This is a genomic window from Sphingomonas sp. PP-CE-1A-559, assembly GCF_004340965.1.
Taxonomy (GTDB): domain Bacteria; phylum Pseudomonadota; class Alphaproteobacteria; order Sphingomonadales; family Sphingomonadaceae; genus Sphingomonas.
In genome coordinates, this window is sequence record NZ_SLYA01000006.1 from 40,572 (window position 1) to 59,496 (window position 18,925).

Annotated in this window: 16 protein-coding genes; 14 read left to right on the forward strand and 2 right to left on the reverse strand. The window is 66.7% G+C overall.

Annotated features, from left to right (window positions below; genetic code table 11):
* Positions 1–59: 59 nt before the first annotated feature.
* The 6 genes from C8J42_RS15950 (at position 60) to C8J42_RS15975 (ending at position 5,634) form a co-directional block, all read left to right on the forward strand.
* Positions 60–1,154, forward strand: coding sequence for a flagellar basal body P-ring protein FlgI (locus tag C8J42_RS15950; RefSeq protein WP_133020857.1), 1,095 nt, complete (start codon positions 60–62; stop codon positions 1,152–1,154).
* Complete coding sequence (locus C8J42_RS15955; protein WP_133020858.1) at positions 1,151–1,480, forward strand: rod-binding protein; 330 nt, start codon at positions 1,151–1,153, stop codon at positions 1,478–1,480. Before C8J42_RS15950 ends, C8J42_RS15955 begins: the two co-directional genes overlap by 4 nt.
* Positions 1,477–2,823, forward strand: coding sequence for a flagellar hook-associated protein FlgK (flgK, locus tag C8J42_RS15960; protein WP_133020859.1), 1,347 nt, complete (start codon positions 1,477–1,479; stop codon positions 2,821–2,823). The genes C8J42_RS15955 and flgK overlap by 4 nt, the downstream gene beginning before the upstream one ends.
* A 5-nt stretch (positions 2,824–2,828) precedes the next feature.
* Entirely contained in the window at positions 2,829–3,749 is a 921-nt protein-coding gene (locus C8J42_RS15965) for a flagellin (protein ID WP_133020860.1), read from the forward strand.
* Positions 3,750–3,860: 111 nt separating this feature from the next.
* Positions 3,861–4,724, forward strand: coding sequence for a flagellar motor stator protein MotA (motA, locus tag C8J42_RS15970; protein ID WP_056061555.1), 864 nt, complete (start codon positions 3,861–3,863; stop codon positions 4,722–4,724).
* 4 nt (positions 4,725–4,728) lie between these two features.
* A complete protein-coding gene (locus tag C8J42_RS15975; RefSeq protein ID WP_133020861.1) occupies positions 4,729–5,634 on the forward strand; it encodes a flagellar motor protein MotB in 906 nt (301 codons plus the stop codon).
* 86 nt (positions 5,635–5,720) lie between these two features.
* Here C8J42_RS15975 and C8J42_RS15980 read toward each other — a convergent pair whose 3' ends face one another.
* Positions 5,721–6,224 carry a MucR family transcriptional regulator gene (locus tag C8J42_RS15980; protein ID WP_133020862.1) on the reverse strand — a complete coding sequence of 168 codons (504 nt, stop codon included), beginning with the start codon at positions 6,222–6,224 and terminating at the stop codon, positions 5,721–5,723.
* Between the two features lie 336 nt (positions 6,225–6,560).
* On the opposite strand from C8J42_RS15980, the gene C8J42_RS15985 reads away from it, so the two are divergent.
* Positions 6,561–8,042, forward strand: coding sequence for an O-antigen ligase family protein (locus tag C8J42_RS15985; RefSeq protein ID WP_133020863.1), 1,482 nt, complete (start codon positions 6,561–6,563; stop codon positions 8,040–8,042).
* Here the strand turns inward: C8J42_RS15985 and C8J42_RS15990 are convergent.
* Entirely contained in the window at positions 8,026–9,966 is a 1,941-nt protein-coding gene (locus C8J42_RS15990; RefSeq protein WP_165895514.1) for an acyltransferase family protein, read from the reverse strand. The genes C8J42_RS15985 and C8J42_RS15990 overlap by 17 nt on opposite strands.
* A gap of 123 nt (positions 9,967–10,089) precedes the next feature.
* On the opposite strand from C8J42_RS15990, the gene C8J42_RS15995 reads away from it, so the two are divergent.
* Genes C8J42_RS15995 through C8J42_RS16025 form a run of 7 tightly spaced genes read left to right on the forward strand, consistent with a single transcriptional unit; the run spans position 10,090 to position 18,873 of the window.
* A complete protein-coding gene (locus C8J42_RS15995) occupies positions 10,090–11,262 on the forward strand; it encodes a glycosyltransferase family 4 protein (protein ID WP_165895515.1) in 1,173 nt (390 codons plus the stop codon).
* Entirely contained in the window at positions 11,259–12,269 is a 1,011-nt protein-coding gene (locus tag C8J42_RS16000) for a glycosyltransferase (protein ID WP_133020866.1), read from the forward strand. The genes C8J42_RS15995 and C8J42_RS16000 overlap by 4 nt, the downstream gene beginning before the upstream one ends.
* The gene (locus C8J42_RS16005) at positions 12,266–13,603 is read left to right on the forward strand and encodes an oligosaccharide flippase family protein (protein ID WP_133020867.1); all 1,338 of its coding nucleotides are present in this window, start codon (positions 12,266–12,268) and stop codon (positions 13,601–13,603) included. The genes C8J42_RS16000 and C8J42_RS16005 overlap by 4 nt, the downstream gene beginning before the upstream one ends.
* Positions 13,600–14,769 (forward strand): glycosyltransferase, encoded by a 1,170-nt coding sequence (locus C8J42_RS16010; protein ID WP_133020868.1) that lies wholly within the window; start codon positions 13,600–13,602, stop codon positions 14,767–14,769. The genes C8J42_RS16005 and C8J42_RS16010 overlap by 4 nt, the downstream gene beginning before the upstream one ends.
* Positions 14,766–15,893, forward strand: a complete 1,128-nt coding sequence (locus tag C8J42_RS16015; protein ID WP_165895516.1) for a glycosyltransferase — start codon at positions 14,766–14,768, stop codon at positions 15,891–15,893. Before C8J42_RS16010 ends, C8J42_RS16015 begins: the two co-directional genes overlap by 4 nt.
* A gap of 8 nt (positions 15,894–15,901) precedes the next feature.
* A complete protein-coding gene (locus C8J42_RS16020; RefSeq protein ID WP_133020870.1) occupies positions 15,902–17,272 on the forward strand; it encodes an O-antigen ligase family protein in 1,371 nt (456 codons plus the stop codon).
* Complete coding sequence (locus tag C8J42_RS16025) at positions 17,272–18,873, forward strand: hypothetical protein (protein WP_133020871.1); 1,602 nt, start codon at positions 17,272–17,274, stop codon at positions 18,871–18,873. The genes C8J42_RS16020 and C8J42_RS16025 overlap by 1 nt, the downstream gene beginning before the upstream one ends.
* Positions 18,874–18,925 lie beyond the last annotated feature (52 nt).

An 18,925-nucleotide genomic window follows, 5' to 3' on the forward strand; every position in this document is an offset into this window, starting at 1 on the left:
AGGGAGAGACGCCGAAGGCGGCGAAGGGTGAGGGCACGCGTTCCGGCTTGAGGTTTCCCATGATCCGCTTTCTCCTGACTATCCTCGCCGGTTGCCTGATCGCCGCGCCGGCCTCGGCCGACCGGATCAAGGACCTGGGCGGGTTCCAGGGTATCCGTTCGAACCAGCTGACCGGCTACGGCATCGTCGTCGGCCTGCCAGGCACCGGCGACGACAATCTCGAATACACCGTGCAGTCGCTGAAGGCCGTCGCGTCGCGTTTCGGTCTTCAATTACCGCCGTCTGCGAATCCCGGTATGAAGAACGCGGCGGTGGTGATGATTACCGCCGAACTGCCGCCGTTCGCCAAGCCCGGCCAGCGGCTCGACATCACCGTCGCCTCGATGGGCAAGGCGAAGAGCCTCCGCGGTGGCAGCCTGATCATGACGCCGCTGCTCGGTGCCGATAACCAGATCTACGCGATGGCGCAGGGCAACCTGGCGGTCGGCGGTCTCGGCGCGGAAGGCGCGGATGGGTCGAAGATCGTCGTCAACGTACCCTCGACCGGTCGCATCCCCGAAGGTGCCACCGTCGAACGCGCTGTCGCCACCGGGTTCGACAGCGCGCCGACTCTCACCTTCAACCTTGCGCGTGCCGATTTCACTACCGCGCAGAACGTTGCCGGCGCGATCAATTCCAAGCTCGGCTTCGGCAGTGCGCAGGCGATCGATGCGGTCTCCGTCGCGGTTCGCGCACCGATCGGCGCCGACATCCGTGCGACGCTGATGTCGACGATCGAGAATCTCGACGTGGTCTCCGCCGAGCCGTCCGCCAAGGTGATCGTCAACGCGCGCACCGGCACCGTCGTCATCAACTCGGCGGTCCGCGTGGGGCCTGCGGCGATAACGCACGGCAAGATGACGGTGCGGATCGACGAGAAGCCGCAGGTCAGCCAGCCCGCCCCGTTCAGCCAGGGCCAGACCGCGATCACCCCGAACAGCCGCGTCGCGGTCGAGGAGGAGCGTCGCCCGATGTTCCTGCTCAACCCCGGCCCGAAGCTCGCCGACATCGTCAAGGCGGTCAACGCGATCGGCGCATCGCCGGCCGATCTAGTCGCGATCCTCGAGGCGCTGAAGGAAGCCGGCGCGCTCAAGGCCGAGTTGATCGTCCTGTGAGCCCGCTCAACGCCCCCGCAACCGCGTCCACGACCGGGATCTCGACCGACACGAGCCGCCTCAAGTCGAAGGACAATCTCGACAAGGCGGGCGAGAAGTTCGAGGCGGTCTTCACCGGGATGATGCTAAAAAGCATGCGCCAGGCGAAACTCGCCGACCCGCTGTTCGATTCGAAGGCGATCGACACCTTCACCGACATGCAGGACGGGCTGATCGCGAAGTCGATGGCGGAGCACACGCCGCTCGGCATTGGCAAGGCGATGACCGATTTTCTCGCCAAATCTCAATCCGATCTTAACCAGGGCGCGGCAGACTCGCCGCCATGAGCGATCTCCTTCCGATCGGCGCTTCGGGCGTGCGCGCGTACCAGACCGCGCTGTCCACGGTGTCGGAGAACATCGCGAACACCGGCAATGCGGGCTATACCCGGCGGACGACCACCCTTTCCGAAGTGTCGTCGGTCAATGGCGGGCTGAACGCGCAAAAGTCGGTCAGCAGCAACGGCGTCACGGTCACGGGGATCGGGCGCAGCGCCGATGCATACCGGTCGCAGGCGGTCCGCTCGGCGGGCACCGATCTCGCCAAGACCGAAGCCGGCGTCACCTGGATGAACCGGATCGAGACGGCGCTGGGCAACAACCAGCTCGGCGACCGGCTCACCAGCTTCTTCACGTCCGCCCAGAAACTCGCCGCCGACCCAACGTCGGAGCCGGCGCGTGCGGTGATGCTCGAATCGGCCGGTACGGCGGCGGCGGCGTTCAGCGCGACCGGGACGGCGCTCGATACCGCGGCGGCCGATCTCGACTCGACCGCATCGCAGGCGGTGCAGTCGCTCAATGCGCTTGGCACCGCGCTTGCCAAGATCAACGACGGGATCGCGCGCACCGCGCCGGGATCGTCGACCGCGGCGCAACTCGCCGACCAGCGCGACCAGATGCTCGAGCAGATGAGCACGATCACCGATATCACCACGTCGTTCGACGATCTCGGGCGGACCACCGTCCGGCTCGGTGGCGCGGCGGGCTCGGTCTTCGTCGCGGGCGGCGAGAGCGCGCAGGCGTCCTACGCGCGCAACGACGAGGGCGCGGTCCAGTTCGCGGTAACGCGCGGCAACGTCACGTCTGCGCTGTCGCCGACGGGTGGCGCGCTCGCCGGGTTCGCGGAAGGGGCGCAGCGGATCGCCGCGGCGCGCGGGTCGCTCAATGCGATCGCTACCGACTTCACGAGCAAGATCAACGCAGTGCAGGCGCAGGGCCGCGATCTCGACGGCAATGCGGGGGCGGCGATGTTCGCCACCGGTACTACGCCGACCGACATCTCGGTTGCGCTCGCCGACGGACGCGGGATCGCCGCCGCGAGTGCGACCGGCGGCAAGCGCGATGCGTCCAATCTCTCCGCGTTGCAGGGAGCCCGCACCAGCGGTGGCTTCGAAACGCGCACCACGACGCTGATCGCCGGCAACGCCGCCGCGCTCGAACAGCGCAAGGTCGTGGCCGATGCGCAGGGCGCGATCCGCGACGGTGCGGTCAGTTCGCTCGCGTCGTCGTCGGGTGTCGATCTCGATAGCGAGGCGGTCGACCTGCTCCGCTTCCAGCAGGCCTATCAGGCGTCCAGCCGCGTGATCCAGACCGCGCGCGACACGCTCCAGACCATCCTCGATCTTCGGTAACGCCCATGCAGATCGCGACTCGCCTCTTCTACGACCGCGCCTCGGCGTCGATGACTTCGCTCGGCGCCAAGGCGGAGTCGTTGCAGAACCAGATCTCGACCGGGACCAAATTGTCGGCGCCGTCGTCGGACAGCGCCGCGTATCAGCGGCTTGCGGGGATCAAGCGCGATACCGTCGACGACAAGGCCTATGCCGCCAATCTCGGCACCGCCGAATCGGTGTTGAAACAGGGCGACACCAGCCTGTCCGCGATCACCGACCAGTTGCAGAGCGCGACCGAGCTGGTGACGCAGGCGAAGACCGGCACGCTGAATGCGGCGAACCGCAAGGCGATCGGCGAACAGATCGCCGGCCTTGTCGCGACGCTGACCAATCTCGCCAATGCGAAGGACGCCCGCGGACAGGCGCTGTTCGGTGGGGCGGACGGCGCGCCCGCGGTGGCCGCGGGCGGGACCTACGCGCTCGCCGCGAAGCCGGTCTCGGGCATCCCGATCGGCGATGGCCAGACCGTCCAGGCGAACGAAACCGCGGCGCGCATCTTCACCGTCGGCGGCAAGGCCAAGCCGGATGGCAGCATCGAGGGTGGCACCAATACGCTGGCGATGCTCTCGGCGATCGCGACCGCGCTGCAGTCGGACGATTTCAAGGCGAGTTCGCTCGATACGTCGCTCGCCGACATCAGCGCCGCGTCGGATCAGGTGTCGGCGGTGCAGGCCTCGCTCGGGGCTCGCGCCGCGCGCGTCGATCTGGAGACGTCGCGGCTGACCGATGTCGCCGCCGACCGCGAGGCGACCCGGTCGGGGCTGGAGGATACCGACATCACCACGACGGTGGTCGAGTTGCAGAAGACGATGACGATCCTGTCGGCGACGCAGGCGAGCTTCTCGAAGCTCTCGGCGCTGTCGCTGTTCGATTATCTGCGCTGATCCGAATTTAATCGCGCTCGACGTCGTCTTGGTAACCGGTTGGCTACCAAAGGCGGTTAATTCTGTGGCGACGCAAGTGCCGCCATCGGCCCTGGGGGAATTTCGAACACCATGTTTCCGGTCATCGGCATCGTCGTCCTGCTCGTCATGGTGTTTGGCGGATTCGCGTTCACCGGCGGCGCGCTCGGCCCCGTCATGGAGGCGATCCCGCACGAGATGCTGATCATCGGTGGTGCCGCTGCCGGTGCGCTGATCATCGGCAATTCGGGCAAGGAGCTGAAGGGCCTCGGCGCTGGCCTGGGGAAGGTCTTCAAGGGGCCGAAGTACAAGAAGCAGGACTATCTCGACGTCATCTTCCTCGTCAGCAAGCTGATGAAGATGCTGCGGATGGATGGCCCGATCGCGCTCGAGCCGCATGTCGAGGATCCGCAATCTTCGGCCGTATTCGCCGAATATCCGAAGCTCCTGAAGGACAAGGCGCTCGTCAACCTGATCGCCGATACGCTGCGCCTGGTCGTGGTGTCGTCGGGGACGCTCGACGTCCATGCGGTCGAGGAGGTGATGGACCACTCGATCAAGACGCATCATCACGAGGAGGAGGCCGCGCACGGCACGCTCGCGAGCCTCGCCGACGCGCTGCCGGCGCTCGGCATCGTCGCCGCGGTGCTCGGCGTGGTGAAGACGATGGGCTCGATCGACAAGCCACCGTCGATCCTCGGCGCAATGATCGGTTCGGCGCTGGTCGGCACGTTCATGGGCGTGTTGCTCGCCTACGGCATCGTCGCGCCGCTCGCGAACCGGTTGAAGCAGGTGCTCGATGCCGACGCGTCGATCTACGACGTCGTAAAGCAGATCATCATCGCCTCGCTGCACGGCCACCCGCAGCCGCTGGTGATCGAGGCCGCACGCTCGGGCATCGCGCACAAGAACCAGCCCGGCTTCGCCGAAGTCTTCGACGGGCTGAGGGGCAAGTAACGTCGTGGCCGCGCGCGCGCCTCATGGGACGAACCAGCCGCCCAAGGTCATCGTCAAGAAGATCTATATCGAGGGGCATGGCGGCCATCACGGCGGCGCGTGGAAAGTCGCGTACGCCGATTTCGTGACCGCGATGATGGCGTTCTTCCTGTTGCTGTGGATCGTCGGCGCGACCACCGAGAAACAGCGCAAGGGCATCGCCGACTACTTCGCGCCGACTATCCTTAACACGCGTTCTCTCGGGATCGGCGGCGGGGGGCTGTTCGGCGGCGAATCGATCCTCGACAAGAATCGCATCGGGCCGAAGCCCGGCCAGACCAGCATGGCACAATTGGCGATTCCCGATGCCGGGCTCGGCGGTCCGTCGGCGGGGACGGGGCCGAAGGGTTCGCTGAAAAGCCGCGATGCGCTGACCAAGGAAGACCAGAAGAACTTCCAGGCTCTGCGTCGGCGCGTGCTTGGCGAGATGTCGGGCAATGCGAAACTGTCGCGGCTGCAAAACCATGTCCGCTTCGTGCCGACCCAAGACGGCATGCGGATCGATCTGGTGGACGACGCGGATTATTCGATGTTCGCGCTCGGCACGACCGCGCTCGATCCGGAGGCATCGGCGTTGATCGGCATGATCGCAGGCTCGGTGCAGGGCATGCAGAACCCGATCATGATCCGCGGCCATACCGACAGCGTGCCGTATGGCGACCCGCGTGCGATGAACAACTGGATGCTGTCTTCGGGGCGCGCCGAGGCGACGCGGCGGCGGCTGTTGTCGGGTGGCACGCCGGAGGAACGGTTCGAGCGGATCGAAGGCGTCGCCGACCGCGAACCGCTGATCGTGAAAGACCCCGCTGACCCGCGCAATCGCCGCGTCGCGATCACGCTGCTCTACAGGCGTGGGATCTTCGCCAAGTAACGACGCCGCCTTCCCACGGTATGCGCAACAAAAAAGGACCGGTGCCGCGAGGCGCCGGTCCTTTTTGTCGTCACCGTCTGCGTCGCTTATTCAGCGGCGGCGGCAGTGTCCGTCTTGCGCTTGCGCGTCGTCGTCTGCTGGGCAGGCGCCGATTCGGTCTTGCGCGGGCCGGGCTTGCGACCGAGGCCGATCTTCTTCGCCATCGCACGACGGCTTTCCGAGTAGTTCTCGGCGACCATCGGGTAATCCGGCTTCAGGCCGTAACGTTCGCGGTACTCGGCCGGCGTCATGCCGTGCGTCGCGAGGTGACGGCGCAAGGTCTTGTACGACTTGCCGTCGATCATCGAGATGATGTGATCCTTCGACGCGAGCGATTTTCGTGCCGTTACGGCAGGCGTGTATTCGGTCGCAGCTTCGACCGGAGCAGCTTCGGTGGTGGCGCCGAGCAACGTCGCGACGGTCTCATGCATCTTGCCGAGAAACGCGGGAACGTCATCAGCCGAACTCCGGGTATTCGGGTTGCCGAGCCATGCGATCGTCAGTTCTGTTGCCAGCTCGACGGCATTCAGGTCGGTGGTATCTTCGGCCATAGTATACTCCATTGTCTGCGGACGCCGTAACGACGTGCGACATTGGGTTCAACCATCCAAAGACGTTTTCAGCCCATTAAATTGTAAAAATCGACATTGGAAGTGGGAACGGATGAAGATCGGTTCATTTCGATTGCTCTAAATTAGAGTTTCCGAGCATGAACAAAGCAAGCACGGCGAAGATATCGCGGGTCGCGGATGGCTGGACGCCTGTCGTCGCGGCGGATAGAACTCACGTGACGGTCGCGTGCGTATCGTCGGCCGCATCGATAGCTATCGTGCAACCTGTTCGGCACGCATCGTAGCTGCGATGCATCCTATCGAGAGAGTTTCCGCATGCTTTCAGGTCCCGACGGCGCGAACCGATCCGAACGCGCGAACCGATCCTCCGGCATGGGCGGGACCGCGAAGGCGCTGTCGAAGGCGGACGCCTATTCGGGCAGCGACTGGCTCGCCAAGCTCGGCAAGGGCAATGCGGACGACGACGCGCCGATGCTGAGAAGCGTCGGCGATCGGCTGATGCCGCTGCGGATCGCTATCATCGCACTGATTTCCCTGGTGATGCTCGGTCCGATCATGACCAATGTCGAGGGCGGCAATGGCGGCGACGGGAGCGCCATACGACAGATCGGCTATCTCGCGATCCTGGCCGGCACGATCTTCGCGATCCGCCCCTCGGCAAGTCCGAAGTCGCTGGTCGCGTTCACCTGGCCGATGCTGCTGGCGCTCGCGTGGTGCTGGATCAGCGTATCCTGGGCGCTCGACCCGGGTACCGCATTCCGCCGTGTATTCCTGACAACACTGGTTGCGTGGATGGTGTTCAGTCTCGTCCGGCACGGCGGCTATCAATTGAACGTCGACCTGCTTCGCTATTCGCTGCTTGCCGCGATCCTGATCTCGTATCTCGTAGTCGTGCTGGATCCGATGGTAGGCATTCATCTTCAGGGTGAAGAGCAGGCGATGGCGCTGATCGGCAACTGGCGCGGCTTTCTCGGCCACAAGAACTTCGCCGGCGCGGTGTGTGCGTTGTGCATCATCATGTTCCTGTTCGATGCGAAGCGTATCCGACCGACGATCCGCATCTTCGCGATTCTGGTGGCGGGGTATTTCCTGTTCCGGTCGCAGTCGAAGACGTCGGGTGGCATGGTGGTGCTCGCCTCGGTCGGCGGCATCGTCTTCGAGACGGTCAGCATCCGCCTGCGTCGCTACATCATCCCGATCCTGATGATCGTCGGATCGGTTTTCTGGTTCCTGACCAGCGCCTATGCCGACATGGTCCAGTCCAACTTCCTCCAGCCAAAGGCATTTACCGGCCGTGGCCAGATCTGGGGGGCGCTGCTGAACTATGCCGGCGATCATCCCCTGCTCGGCGCAGGCTTCGGGTCGTTCTGGAACATCGAGGGCAGCAGCCCGGTGTTCGAATACGGCCATGGCTATGTCACCAAGATCACCGTCGGCCATTCGGGGTATATCGACCAGCTCGTGACGGTCGGTATTCCCGGCGTGCTGCTGATGGTCTTCGCGATGGCAGTCTGGCCGTTGGGGAGGCTGCTTGCGAGCGCGGACGTCGCGAAGGGGCGGGGCGCGTTGATCTCGGCGATGCTGATGTTCTGCATCGGTCACAACATCACCGAGAGCGGCCTGTTCGAGCGCGACGGCATCGTCAGCACGATCTTCTTCTTCGCAGTCGCGCTCGCGCATTATTGCACGATGGACGACAAGCGGACCGCACCGGTGAAGCAGGCGGGCGACGACGTGATGCGCGAACTCCGCCGCCGCAAGCGCAAGCATCGCCCGGTGCTTACCGCGGGCGAATGACCGGGTGACGGGCCAGGATCGCCGCCAGCGCGGCCTGAGCGCCGGCGGGCGTGAAGTGCGAATGATCGAAGTGTAGCGGCGTGCCATCGGCAGTGGTCAGGCGGCAGGTCGTGCCGGTGCACTCCGTGTCGATGGCAGAGGCGTAATCGGCGCCCGCTGCGCGGACCGGCCCCGCCATCGCGCGGTCGAGCGCGATACGGTCGGGCAGGCGAAACCCGTCCGCGAGCGTCGGGTCGCGGTCCGCGTCCGATCGCACGATCAACGCAGGCAGGTCCGCGTCGTATTCGACCGAGGGCCCGATCACCAGAACGCGCGTGCCCCGCGCCCGCAGCCAGCGGATCGTGTCGAGCAACGCCGGCTGTTCGAAGTCGAGCCATCGCGCGGAGAGCACGACCGTGTCGATCCGCTTGAAATTCAGCGTCTCGAACGCGGCGTCCATGGTCGTGCGACAGGTCGGCAGGCCCTTCCCGTGCAGCAGCGGCCGACATCCCGCCGCAGTCACCTGGAGGATGTTCGCGCCCGGCAGCAGCGTGTGCAGCGCTTCCGAGAAATGCGCACCGTGGCTGTCGCCGAACAGCGCGATGTTGGGCCTGGTCGCCGACAAGCGCAGGCAGTCGGGCGAAAAGCCGCGGCCGGTCGGCAGGATGAAGCAGCGATCCGTGCTGAATTGGCGTTTTCCCGCCTCCGTCGAGTCCCAGCCGAGATAGCTGGCGGCGAGCGCCTGGCGCGGCGAGAGCGGGCGAATGTTGTCGGCCTTGGCGGTGATCGTCAGCCCGGCGATCGCCATTGCCGCGAGCAGCACGACTGCGACGGCGTGCGGGACGAGCCCCGATCCACTACGCCAACGCCTGCTCGCCGGGCGCTCGACCAGTGCAAAGCTCAGCCATGCCGCGCCAAGCGACGCGCAGAGCAGTCCGAAAGTCTCGACCGGCGCGAGCGTCGAGCCGTGGCGGATCTGGTAGAAGGCAATGATCGGGCGATGCCAGAGATACGCCGAATAGGAGATCAGTCCGACCGTCCGCAGCGGCCACGCACCGAGCAGTCGTGCCGTCGGGCCCTCGCCGCCATACGCCAGCAGCACCGCGGCAGCGACCGCGGGGGGCAGCGCGAAGGGAACGGGAAACGGCCAGCCGCTGCTGATCGCGATGCAACTCGCGGCGATCACTGCGATGGCGAGAACGCACAGGGCCGCCCGGATCGATCGGTTCGCGATCGTCGGTACGGCGCCGAGCGCGACCAGCGCGCCAAGCGACAATTCCCAGATTCGTGCGGGCAGCAGGAAGAAGGCGGCGGAAGGGTAGATCGTCGCCAGCCACCCGCCGATCGCGAACGAGACGAGTGCAAGGCCGGCGATCACCTGCGCGAGACGTTGGCGCGACAGCCCACGGAGAGACCACAGCAACACCGGGTAGAGCAGATAGAATTGCTCCTCCACCGCCAGCGACCAGGTATGGACGAGCGGCTTTGCGTCCGATGCCGCCGCGAAATAGTCCGACGTCAGGTAGAAATAGACGTTCGACCCGAACACGCTGGTCGCCGCCGCGCTCCGTCCGAGATCGCGCAACTGATTGGGCAGCAGCAGCACGCAGCCGAGCGCCAGCGTGACCGTCATCATCACGAGCAGCGCAGGCAGGATGCGGACGATCCGGTGGCGATAGAAGCGCGCGATCGAGAAGCGCTCCTCGGCGATATCGCGCACCATGATCGCGGTGATCAGGAACCCGGAGATCACGAAGAAGATGTCGACCCCGACGAACCCGCCCCGCAACTTCGTCACGCCGCAGTGCAGGAGCAGGATCGGCAGGATCGCGAGCGCGCGCAGTCCGTCGATATCCGGCCGGTAGCGGAGCGTGCGTCCGTCCTGCGGCGCCGACGTTCGCGTGCCTGCGTGTGCGGCCGATCCTGTCGCTATGCTCTCGCTCACTTGTGCCGACGCCCCCACTTGCGCCGCCGGTCTATAGCGGGTGGCGGCATGCTGCTAGGGCCGGCATGGACGCGCCTGCCGGGCGTTGCTACGCGCAGACGGCGGCGGAGGGCGGATCATCTGGTGACGGGTACGAACGACGAGCCTTCGCAAGCGGCAGATGCGCCGCGCCTCCGCGTGATGCACGTCATCACGCATCTCGACCTGGGCGGCGCCGAGAATGTCGCGCTCGGGTTGATCGATGCCTTGCGCGACCGGGTCGACTTCTCGCTGTTCGCGGTCCTCCGCCAGTCGCCGCTGAGCAAGGTCGGGCAGGACATGGCCGAGCGCTTGGAACGCTGGGGCGTGCCGTTCCGGTTCGGCACGGCGCGCGGGTTCAAGTCGGGTGGCGTGGTCTTGGCGGCGCGGTCGCTCTCGCGCGCGGTCGCCGAGCAGCGGCCCGACCTGATCCACGTCCATACCGAGATTCCGGAACTGACGCTGGCGGTGGCAGGCGTGATCTCGCGCCGGGTCCGCCGCACGCCGTTGCTGCGTACCGTCCACAATAGCGAGTTGTGGATCGCCTGGGGCGGCATCGGCCGATGGGTGACGCAGCGGCTCGCCAAGGGCGACGCGGTGGCGGTATCGCGCAACGCCGCCAACGCCGACGCGGCGATCGTCACGCGCAGGCGCCGACCGGTCGCGGACGTCATCTATAACGGCGTGTCGCCACCAGCGGCGTCTCCGATCAGGAGGGAAGCGGGACCGGTACGACTGCTGTTCGCGGGGCGGCTCGTTCACCAGAAGGGCGCCGACCTGTTGCCTGCCATCCTTCGAGAGGCCCATGCCCGCACGCCGCGCCGCGACGTCGTGGTGACGATCGCCGGCTCGGGCGCGATGCGAGACTCGGTGGCGCAGGGGCTCGCAGAGGACCTGGCGGGCTGGGACGTCCGGATGACCGCGCCGATCGAGCGGCTCTCTGAACGCCTGCAGGAGTATGACGCGGTGCTGCTGCCGTCACGGTTCGAAGGGTTCGCGCTGCTCCCGCTCGAGGTATTGATGGCAGGCATCGCGTTGGTGACCACCGACGCTCCAGGCCTCGATGAAGCGATCCCGGCCGACTATCCGTTCAAGGCCGCGGTCGACGACGTCGCGGGGATCGGCGCGCAGCTGGCGAAGGTGATCGACGATCCGGCGACCGCGCGCGTTACCGCGGCACGCTACGGCGAAGACCTTGCCCGCAGCTTCAGTCCGGAGGCGATGGCGTCCGCGTATCTGGCACGCTATCGCTTGCGTGGGGATACGGGGGCAGAGTGACGGTCGCAGTCGGGATCAAGGCGCTGAACGAGGCGGCGCATATCGACGCCGCGATCGGCAGCGCGCGCGCCGCGCTCGATCGGGTCGGCGGCGGTCTGGTCGTGCTCGCCGACAGTGGATCGTCCGACGCGACGATAAAGCTGGCGCAGGCGTATCCGGGCACGCGGATCGCGCAGCTTGCCGATCCTGCCGAGCGGTCCTGCGGCACGGGGGCACAACTCGCGTTCCAGGCTGCGTCCGAGACTGCCGGCGTCGACTATTTCTACCTGCTCGACGGCGACATGGTTCTCGACCCGCACTTCCTCGAAGCAGGCATCGCGTTCCTCGAGGCGAACTCCCGTCACGCTGCGGTCGGAGGCCGCGTGCGCGAGGTCAATACCGACAGCATCGAGTTCGAACTGCGCGCGCGCAACGATCGCGTGAAGGGGAGCGCGGTGGCGGGCGATGTCGACCGGCTCGATTGCGGCGGTCTGTACCGCGTCGCCGCGGTGCAGCGCGTCGGGCATTTCGCCGACCGCAACCTCCACGCGTTCGAGGAATATGAACTCGGCGCCCGGCTGCGCGCGGACGGCTGGCGGCTGGCGCGGATCGACGTGCCCGCGGTCGAGCATCACGGCCATGCGACCGGCGGCTACCAGCTGATGTGGCGACGGCTGCGCACCGGCTATGCCGGCGGTCCGGGCGAAGTGATCCGCGCCGCCTGGGGGCGGCCGCACTGGTCGGAGGTCCTGCGCGGGTTCGCCCAGTTGCGCTACAGCGTGATCGTCTATGGCTGGTGGCTGGCGATGCTCGTCGCGCTGGCGATGGGGCAGGGCATCGCGTTGCTCGCGGTCGTGCTGCTGCCCTTGGCGTTCCTGACGATGCGCCGCCGGAGCCTGCGGGTCGGGATCTACTCGCTGGTGACGTGGAACGTGATCGCGATCGGCATGCTCCAGGGCCTCGTCCGCGCCCGCCGCCCCGCCGATGCGCCCGTTGCCGCGCGCGACCTGTCCGCGCCGGGGCGATGACCACCGCGTCCGGCTATCTCGGCAAGTTCGTCTGGACGGCGGGCACCTTCGTCGTGTCCGCCGGGCTGAAGTTCGGGCTCAACATCGTCCTCGCCTATCTGCTCGCGCCGGAGATCCTCGGCGTGATGGTGGTCGTCAACGCGATCCGGCTCGGCGTCGAATTGCTGACCGATGTCGGGATCGAGCAGAACATCATCCACCACCGCGACGGGCTCGACCGCCAGTTCCGCGACACCGCCTGGACGCTGCAACTGTTGCGCGGCGTGCTGTTGAGCCTGGTCTTCCTGATCGCCGCGCCGTTCCTCGCGCACGCCTACGGCATCGACGTCCGCATCTTCCTGGTCGCGGCGCTGTCGCCGATGATCGGTGGCGCGCACTCGACCGCGATCTTCGTGCTGGTCAAGCAGATGGAAGTCCGCCGCCGCAACCTGTTCGAACTGTCGTGCGAGGCGCTGGCGTTCGCGGTGCAGGTCGCGCTGGCGGCGTGGCTGCGCTCGGTCTGGGCACCGGTCATCGGCCTCGTCCTCGCGGTCGCGATCCGCTCGGCGCTAAGCTACCTGCTGCCCGATCCCGGCCAGCGCCTCCGCTTCGACCGCGAAATCGTCCGGCGCATCATCCATTTCGGCAAGTGGATCGCGATCACGTCGCTGGTGATGTACGCCGCGACCAATCTCGATCGGCTGTATCTCGGCCGGGTCGCACCGCTCGCGCTGCTCGGCATCTACGGCATCGCGCGCGCGATCGCCGAGCTGCCGACCACGCTCGCGCGGCGGATGAGCTATCAGATCATCTTCCCCGCGCTCGCCAGCGTTTCCGAAGGCGACCGGGCGGGGCAGATGGCGGCGATCGCCGGCTCGCGCGCGGTGTTCACGCTCGGCGTCTGCGCGGCGCTGGCGCTGGCGGCGTCGGTAGCGGATGGCCTGATCCTGGTAATCTACGATCCGCGGTATCAGGCGGCGAGTTGGATGCTGTCGGTGTTGCTCGGCGGCGCGGTGTTCGCGGTATTGTCCAACCTCAACGAGGCGTTGCTGCTCAGCGCCGGGCGGCCCTTCTATGCGAGCGTCGCCAACATGATGCGGCTGGCGACGCTCGCCATATTGCTGCCGACCGGCCACCGGTTGGCGGGCTTTCCCGGCGCGGTTGTTGCGGTCGCGGTTACCGAGCTGCTGCAATATGGCTATATCGCGGTCGGGCTGCACCGCGTGCGGATGAGCTTCTGGCGACAGGACGCGCTGGCGATCGGGGCGGCCTGCGCGGTATTCGCGGTGGTGCTGGCGGCACGTTGGCAGCTCGGGTTCGGCACGCCGCTGGCGGGCCTTGGGAGGATCGGATGACCCGGCTGCTGATCGTCCATTATGCAGGCGACTACCGCGAGGCCGACCGCCTGCGCCGCGCCACCGGTGGGGAGACCTATTACGGCCACGGCTACGTTCTCGACCAGCTCGCCGCGTGGCAGGCGCAGCATGAGGCGGTCGGGTTCCTCTGCTCGCTCGCGCCGTCTTATTGGGAGACGCTCGACAGCGGCGTGACGGTAATTGGCGCGGACACCAATCCGGACCAGGATCCCGCGCCGGTGCTGGCGTTGATCGAGCGGTTCGCGCCGACCCACCTGATCGTGTTCGGGCCGATGCTGCCGTTGATCCGTTGGGGGATCGAGCACGACGTCCGGCTGGGCGTGATCATGGCCGATTCGTTCGCCAATCCCTATTATCGCTGGGTTCGGTTCCGGCGGCTGCCGAAGCTGCTCGACGATCGCCGCGTGACGCTGGTCGCCAATCACGGCGCCAATGCCGCACGGGCGCTGGTCGGGATCGGTTTGCGCGCGGACAAGGTGCTCGCATGGGATTTCCCGCACGATCGCACGCCCGAGACGCAGCCCTGCAAGTCGCGTGCGTCCGGGCCGCCCTTTACACTCCTGTTCGTCGGGTCGATCAGCGCGAAGAAGGGCGTCGGCGACATGGTTCGCGCGGTGGCGTTGCTGAAGGACCGGCTCGACGTCCGACTCGACGTCGCGGGCCTGGGTGCAACGGACAAGTTCGCGGCGCTCGCGACACGCCTCGGCATTGCCGACCGCGTCCGGTTCCTCGGGCTCGTCCCGAACGGTGCGATCCCGGCGATGATGCAAGACGCCGATGCGGTGATCGTACCCAGCCGTCACAATTTCCCCGAGGGCCTGCCGCTGACGCTGTTCGAGGGGCTCGCCTCCCGCACGCCGGTGATCGCGTCGGATCATCCGATGTTCCGCGGACATCTGGAGGACGGCGAGAGCGCGCTGGTGTTCGCCGCGGGCAAACCACGCGCGCTGGCCGATGCGATCGCGCGCCTGATGACCGACCCGGCATTGTACGCGCATGTATCGCAAGGGTCGGCGGCGGCGTGGCACCGCATGCAGAACCCGGTCAAATGGGGCGAGATGATCGATCGCTGGGTGCGCGACGATGCCGAGGATCGCGCCTGGCTGTCGGCGCATACCGTCGCCGCGCTGGACGGGCCGGCATGACGGCTCGAACCGGCGCTATCCACTTTACGATGACGCATTCGACGGCGGGCGGCTTGCGCGAACTCTGGGACGACATCGCCGAGGGGCTGATCGCACGCGGCCATCCGGTGAAGCGCTTCGTCCTCTATCCGCCCGCCGACGCGGAGGGCGAAGGCGTCGACATGGCGGTCTGGCACCACGTTGCCGACGCCCGCCCGCGGTCGGTTCTCGGCGCCGTTCGCACGTTCGCGGCGCTGGTTCGCTATCTGCGCCGGGAGCGACCCGCCGCGGTCGTGTCGGCGATGCCGGCCGCGAACGTGCTGCTGCCGCTCGCGGTAACGATCGCGCGCGTGCGCACCCGCGTGTTCCTGTCGCATCACTCGCCGACCGATACGCATAACCGCCTGCTCGATCGGATCGACGGCTGGACCGGCAGTTTGCCGTGTGTCGCCGGGATCATCAGCGTGTCGGACGCGGTCGGCGCGACGCTGTCGCACAAGCCCGCCACCTATCGCGCGCGGACGCTCACGATCCACAACGCGCTGTCGGAGCGGGTCGAACAGGTCCTCGATGCCTTGCCTCGGGCAAAGGCGGGGGGCGACCGGTTGCGCGTGGTCGCGTTGGGGCGGCTGTCCTACCAGAAGAACTATCCGATGCTGATCCGCGCGATGGCTGAAGTGCCGGGCGCGGATTTGGAGATCGTCGGCGGCGGCGAGGACGAGGCGGCGTTGCGCACGCTCGTCGCGGACCTGGACCTCGACGAGCGCGTGACCTTCGCCGGCCTGATCCCGCGCGACGCCGCGCTCGCCAAGGCTGCGTCCGCCGACGTCTTCGTCCAGGTCAGCCGCTACGAGGGGCACAGCCTCGCGCTGATCGAGGCGGCGCGGCTAGGCCTGCCGCTGGTCGTGTCGGACGTGCCGGTGCAGGTCGAGGGCATCACCGCACGCGACGGAACGCGGTGCGGGATCGTCGTCCCGCTCGACGACCCGGCCGCGCTGGCGGCGGCGCTCCGGGGATTGCAGGACGATCCCGCACGCCGGTCGCACTGGGCGGATCTTGCCGCACGGCTCGGCGGCGAGGCGTCGAACGCGCGAATGCTGGATCGGTACGAGGCGGTACTGGCTCCCGCGGCACCGGCGCGATAGGACAGGTCATGGCGACGGCGATCAACGTAGCGCGACGACCCGCATCGGGGCCGATCACGCCCCAGCAACGCGCGACGCGCCTGCGTACGCGTCGGCGCTACGCCATCGCCAATGCGTGTTTCGTGGTGTTCCTCGCACTGGTGCTGGTCGGCACGTCGGCGTTCCAGGAATGGGCGTTTTCCGGGGCGATCGGCCAAGGCGACGCGGCCAACCAGGTGCTGCACGTCGTCATCTTCGTGATGCTGCTCGCGGGCAGCGGCATGCCGAGCAAGCGTCAACTGTTCTGCATCCCCCTCGGACTTGCGCTGTTGCTCGCCTATTGTTTCTTCTCGGTAACCTGGGCGATCGCGCCGTTCATCTCGTTCCGGCGCATATCACTGACCGCGCTCGTGGTCTGGGTGACGTTCCGGCAGATCAACGATCTTGGTACCGAACGCGCACTGAAGCTCATTCGCTACGTGTTGATCGCGGTGCTGATCGTCAATTACCTGATGGTGTTCTTGACGCCGTACGGCATCCATTCGGAAGTGTTCGGCGAGGAATCGTCGGTGGTCGGTGACTGGCGCGGAATCATCCCGCACAAGAACGTCGCTGGGGCAGCGTGCGCGTTCACCGTGCTCTTCTTCACGTTCGACAACCGGCAGTTTCCGCGGATCGTTTCCGCGCTGGTGATCGCGGCGGCGACGATCTTCCTGTATTACACGCATTCGAGCACGTCGGAATTGTCGCTCGTCCTCGCGCTGGCGATGGGTTTTGCGATCCGGCCCTATGATGCCAGCCACCGCTTCGCCGTCGGAATCTGCCTTGCGATGGTCGTCGGGCTGGCGTTGCAGATCCTCTTCGTAAACCTCACGGCGCTGAGCGATTTCGTGAATGATCCCGGTGCCTTGACCGGCCGCGGCGCGATCTGGCCGCTGTTGTTCGAATATGCGCGCGAGCATCTCTGGACCGGCGCCGGCTTCAGTTCGTTCTGGCAGATCGGCCCGGACAGTCCGATCTGGACGCTGACCAGTGGTTGGGTCGCGGTGTATGCCGCGCATGGGCATAACGGCTTCCTCGATCTGCTCGTCACGATCGGCCTGCCCGGCCTGTTGTTGGCGATCGTCGTGATGATCGTCTGGCCGTTGCTGCGGCTGTTGCTCAGCCAGTCGATCGGCAAGCCGCGGCGATCGCTGCTGGTGGCGATCATCATCTTCTGCGCCGGGCATAATCTGGCCGAATCGACGCTGTTGAACACCGCGTCGCTCGTCGAAGTGTTCCTGTTGATCGCGATCGCGATCACTTATCGCGAGTCCGATGCTAGCCCTGGCGCACATCATGCGCTGCGTGGGCGGATGACGCGGTTGTTGCGGAGGCCGGCCCGGCTATCGCGCCGCTGATGACCCGGGCGATCGGTTCGGCGCGGTTGTGGGGGCTGGTGGACGGGCTGTTTCCCGCTGAAGATGGCGCCGCGAGACCGCCGGCACGCCATTGGCCGCTACGCCTCCTGATCTTCGTCGCATGGCTCGCGCTCGTCACGTTCCTGGTCGCGCATCACGTCATGTGGCGCGACGAGGTCCGCGCGCTCAGCCTCGCGACGCAAGGGGCGTCGATCCTCGACATGCCGGCGGCGGCGCGCGGTTACGGTCATCCGCTGCTCTGGCATGTGCTGCTGCGGTTCGGCACCGACCTGCTGGGCACGAAACTCGTCCTGCCGGGCCTCGCACTGGCGATCGGCATCGTTGCCGCAGGCATCCTGGTATTCGTCGCCCGCCTGTCCTTGCCGGTGTTGATCCTGACGCTGTTCGGCGGGTTCGCGACGTTCGACTATGTCGTGATGGCGCGGAACTACGGGCTCGCGATGTTGTTGCTGTTGCTTGTCGCCTGGGCCTATCCAAAAGTTCGGAAGCGCGGCCGGTATCACCCGCTGATCCTCGGCGGCCTGTTGTTCCTGCTGTGTAACACCAATGTCCATGCGGTCGTGTTGGCCGGCGCGTTCGGTATTTTCTGGCTTGGCGACCTGATCGCGCAGGAGGGTTGGGGCTGGAGCCGGGCGAAGCGGCAATGGCTAATAGCAATGATCGTCGCCGCCGCTGGGGCCTCGCTCGCATTCGTATCGGTCTATCCGTCCGTCGAGGACGCACCCGCCGCCGTGCATCGGAGTTTCGGCCAGACGCTGCTTCACCTCATACCCGGCGTCGAGTTCCAGCGGATCTTCGGCAATTTCAACGCGAGCCTGCCGGTCACGATCCTGGCGGCGGTGCTCGTTACCGGCAACGTCGCCGCCTTTGCGCGTCGCCCCGCCGCCTTGGTCGCCGCGATCGCAGCGCTGGCTGGGCTGCAACTGCTGTTCGTGTTCGTCTACCCGGGCCACTATCGCCACGACGCGTTGCTGATCGTGTTCTTCGTCGTGTTGCACTGGCTGACGGCAAAGGGGTTCGGCGGCTGGTACGACACGGTATTCGCCCGTCGCGCAGAGCGGATCGGCCGCATCGCCTTCCTCGCGCTGCTAGCCGCCCAGCTTCCCGCGACCGCGCGCGCCGTCGTCCAGGCGGCGAAGTCCCAGCCGCAGGGCGAGGCGAAGGCGTTGGTCGACCTGCTCGCGACCAAGGGCCTGTCCCGATCGGTCGTGATCGCCGACCCGGACTTCCTGATCGAGAGCATCGCCTATTACGGCGCCAACCCGACCTGGTCCGTGCGCCGCGATCGGTTCACGTCGCTCGTGCCGATGACGCTCGCCGAGACCGCGCCGATGAGCCCGGGGCGCCTGCTCGCAACCGCAAAGCGCCTCGCCGCGGCTACGCGCAGGCCGGTCGTGATCCTGCTCTCCGCGTCGCTCGACGATATCGGGCAGCGCACGGTCATCGATCGCGGCACGTTCGGGCCGCTGATCCTCGATCCGGACGACATCGCCAAGTTTCGCGCGGCAACGACCAAGCTTGCGACACTGCGGACCGCATCGGGCGATGAAGTATACGACGTGTATCGACTTGCACCGTAACGTCCACAATTGCGGACTTGGGGTTGCAATCGCTTGGCAGGCCCGCGCATAG

Excerpts from the sequence above, each read along its gene's own strand:
- C8J42_RS15950 (WP_133020857.1), top strand. The coding sequence starts at position 60 with ATGATCCGCTTTCTCCTGACTATCCTCGCCGGTTGCCTGATCGCCGCG.
- flgK (WP_133020859.1), top strand. The coding sequence starts at position 1,477 with ATGAGCGATCTCCTTCCGATCGGCGCTTCGGGCGTGCGCGCGTACCAG.
- C8J42_RS15965 (WP_133020860.1), top strand. The coding sequence starts at position 2,829 with ATGCAGATCGCGACTCGCCTCTTCTACGACCGCGCCTCGGCGTCGATG.
- motA (WP_056061555.1), top strand. The coding sequence starts at position 3,861 with ATGTTTCCGGTCATCGGCATCGTCGTCCTGCTCGTCATGGTGTTTGGC.
- C8J42_RS15980 (WP_133020862.1), bottom strand. The coding sequence starts at position 6,224 with ATGGCCGAAGATACCACCGACCTGAATGCCGTCGAGCTGGCAACAGAA.
- C8J42_RS15985 (WP_133020863.1), top strand. The coding sequence starts at position 6,561 with ATGCTTTCAGGTCCCGACGGCGCGAACCGATCCGAACGCGCGAACCGA.
- C8J42_RS16005 (WP_133020867.1), top strand. The coding sequence starts at position 12,266 with ATGACCACCGCGTCCGGCTATCTCGGCAAGTTCGTCTGGACGGCGGGC.
- C8J42_RS16010 (WP_133020868.1), top strand. The coding sequence starts at position 13,600 with ATGACCCGGCTGCTGATCGTCCATTATGCAGGCGACTACCGCGAGGCC.
- C8J42_RS16015 (WP_165895516.1), top strand. The coding sequence starts at position 14,766 with ATGACGGCTCGAACCGGCGCTATCCACTTTACGATGACGCATTCGACG.
- C8J42_RS16020 (WP_133020870.1), top strand. The coding sequence starts at position 15,902 with ATGGCGACGGCGATCAACGTAGCGCGACGACCCGCATCGGGGCCGATC.
- C8J42_RS16025 (WP_133020871.1), top strand. The coding sequence starts at position 17,272 with ATGACCCGGGCGATCGGTTCGGCGCGGTTGTGGGGGCTGGTGGACGGG.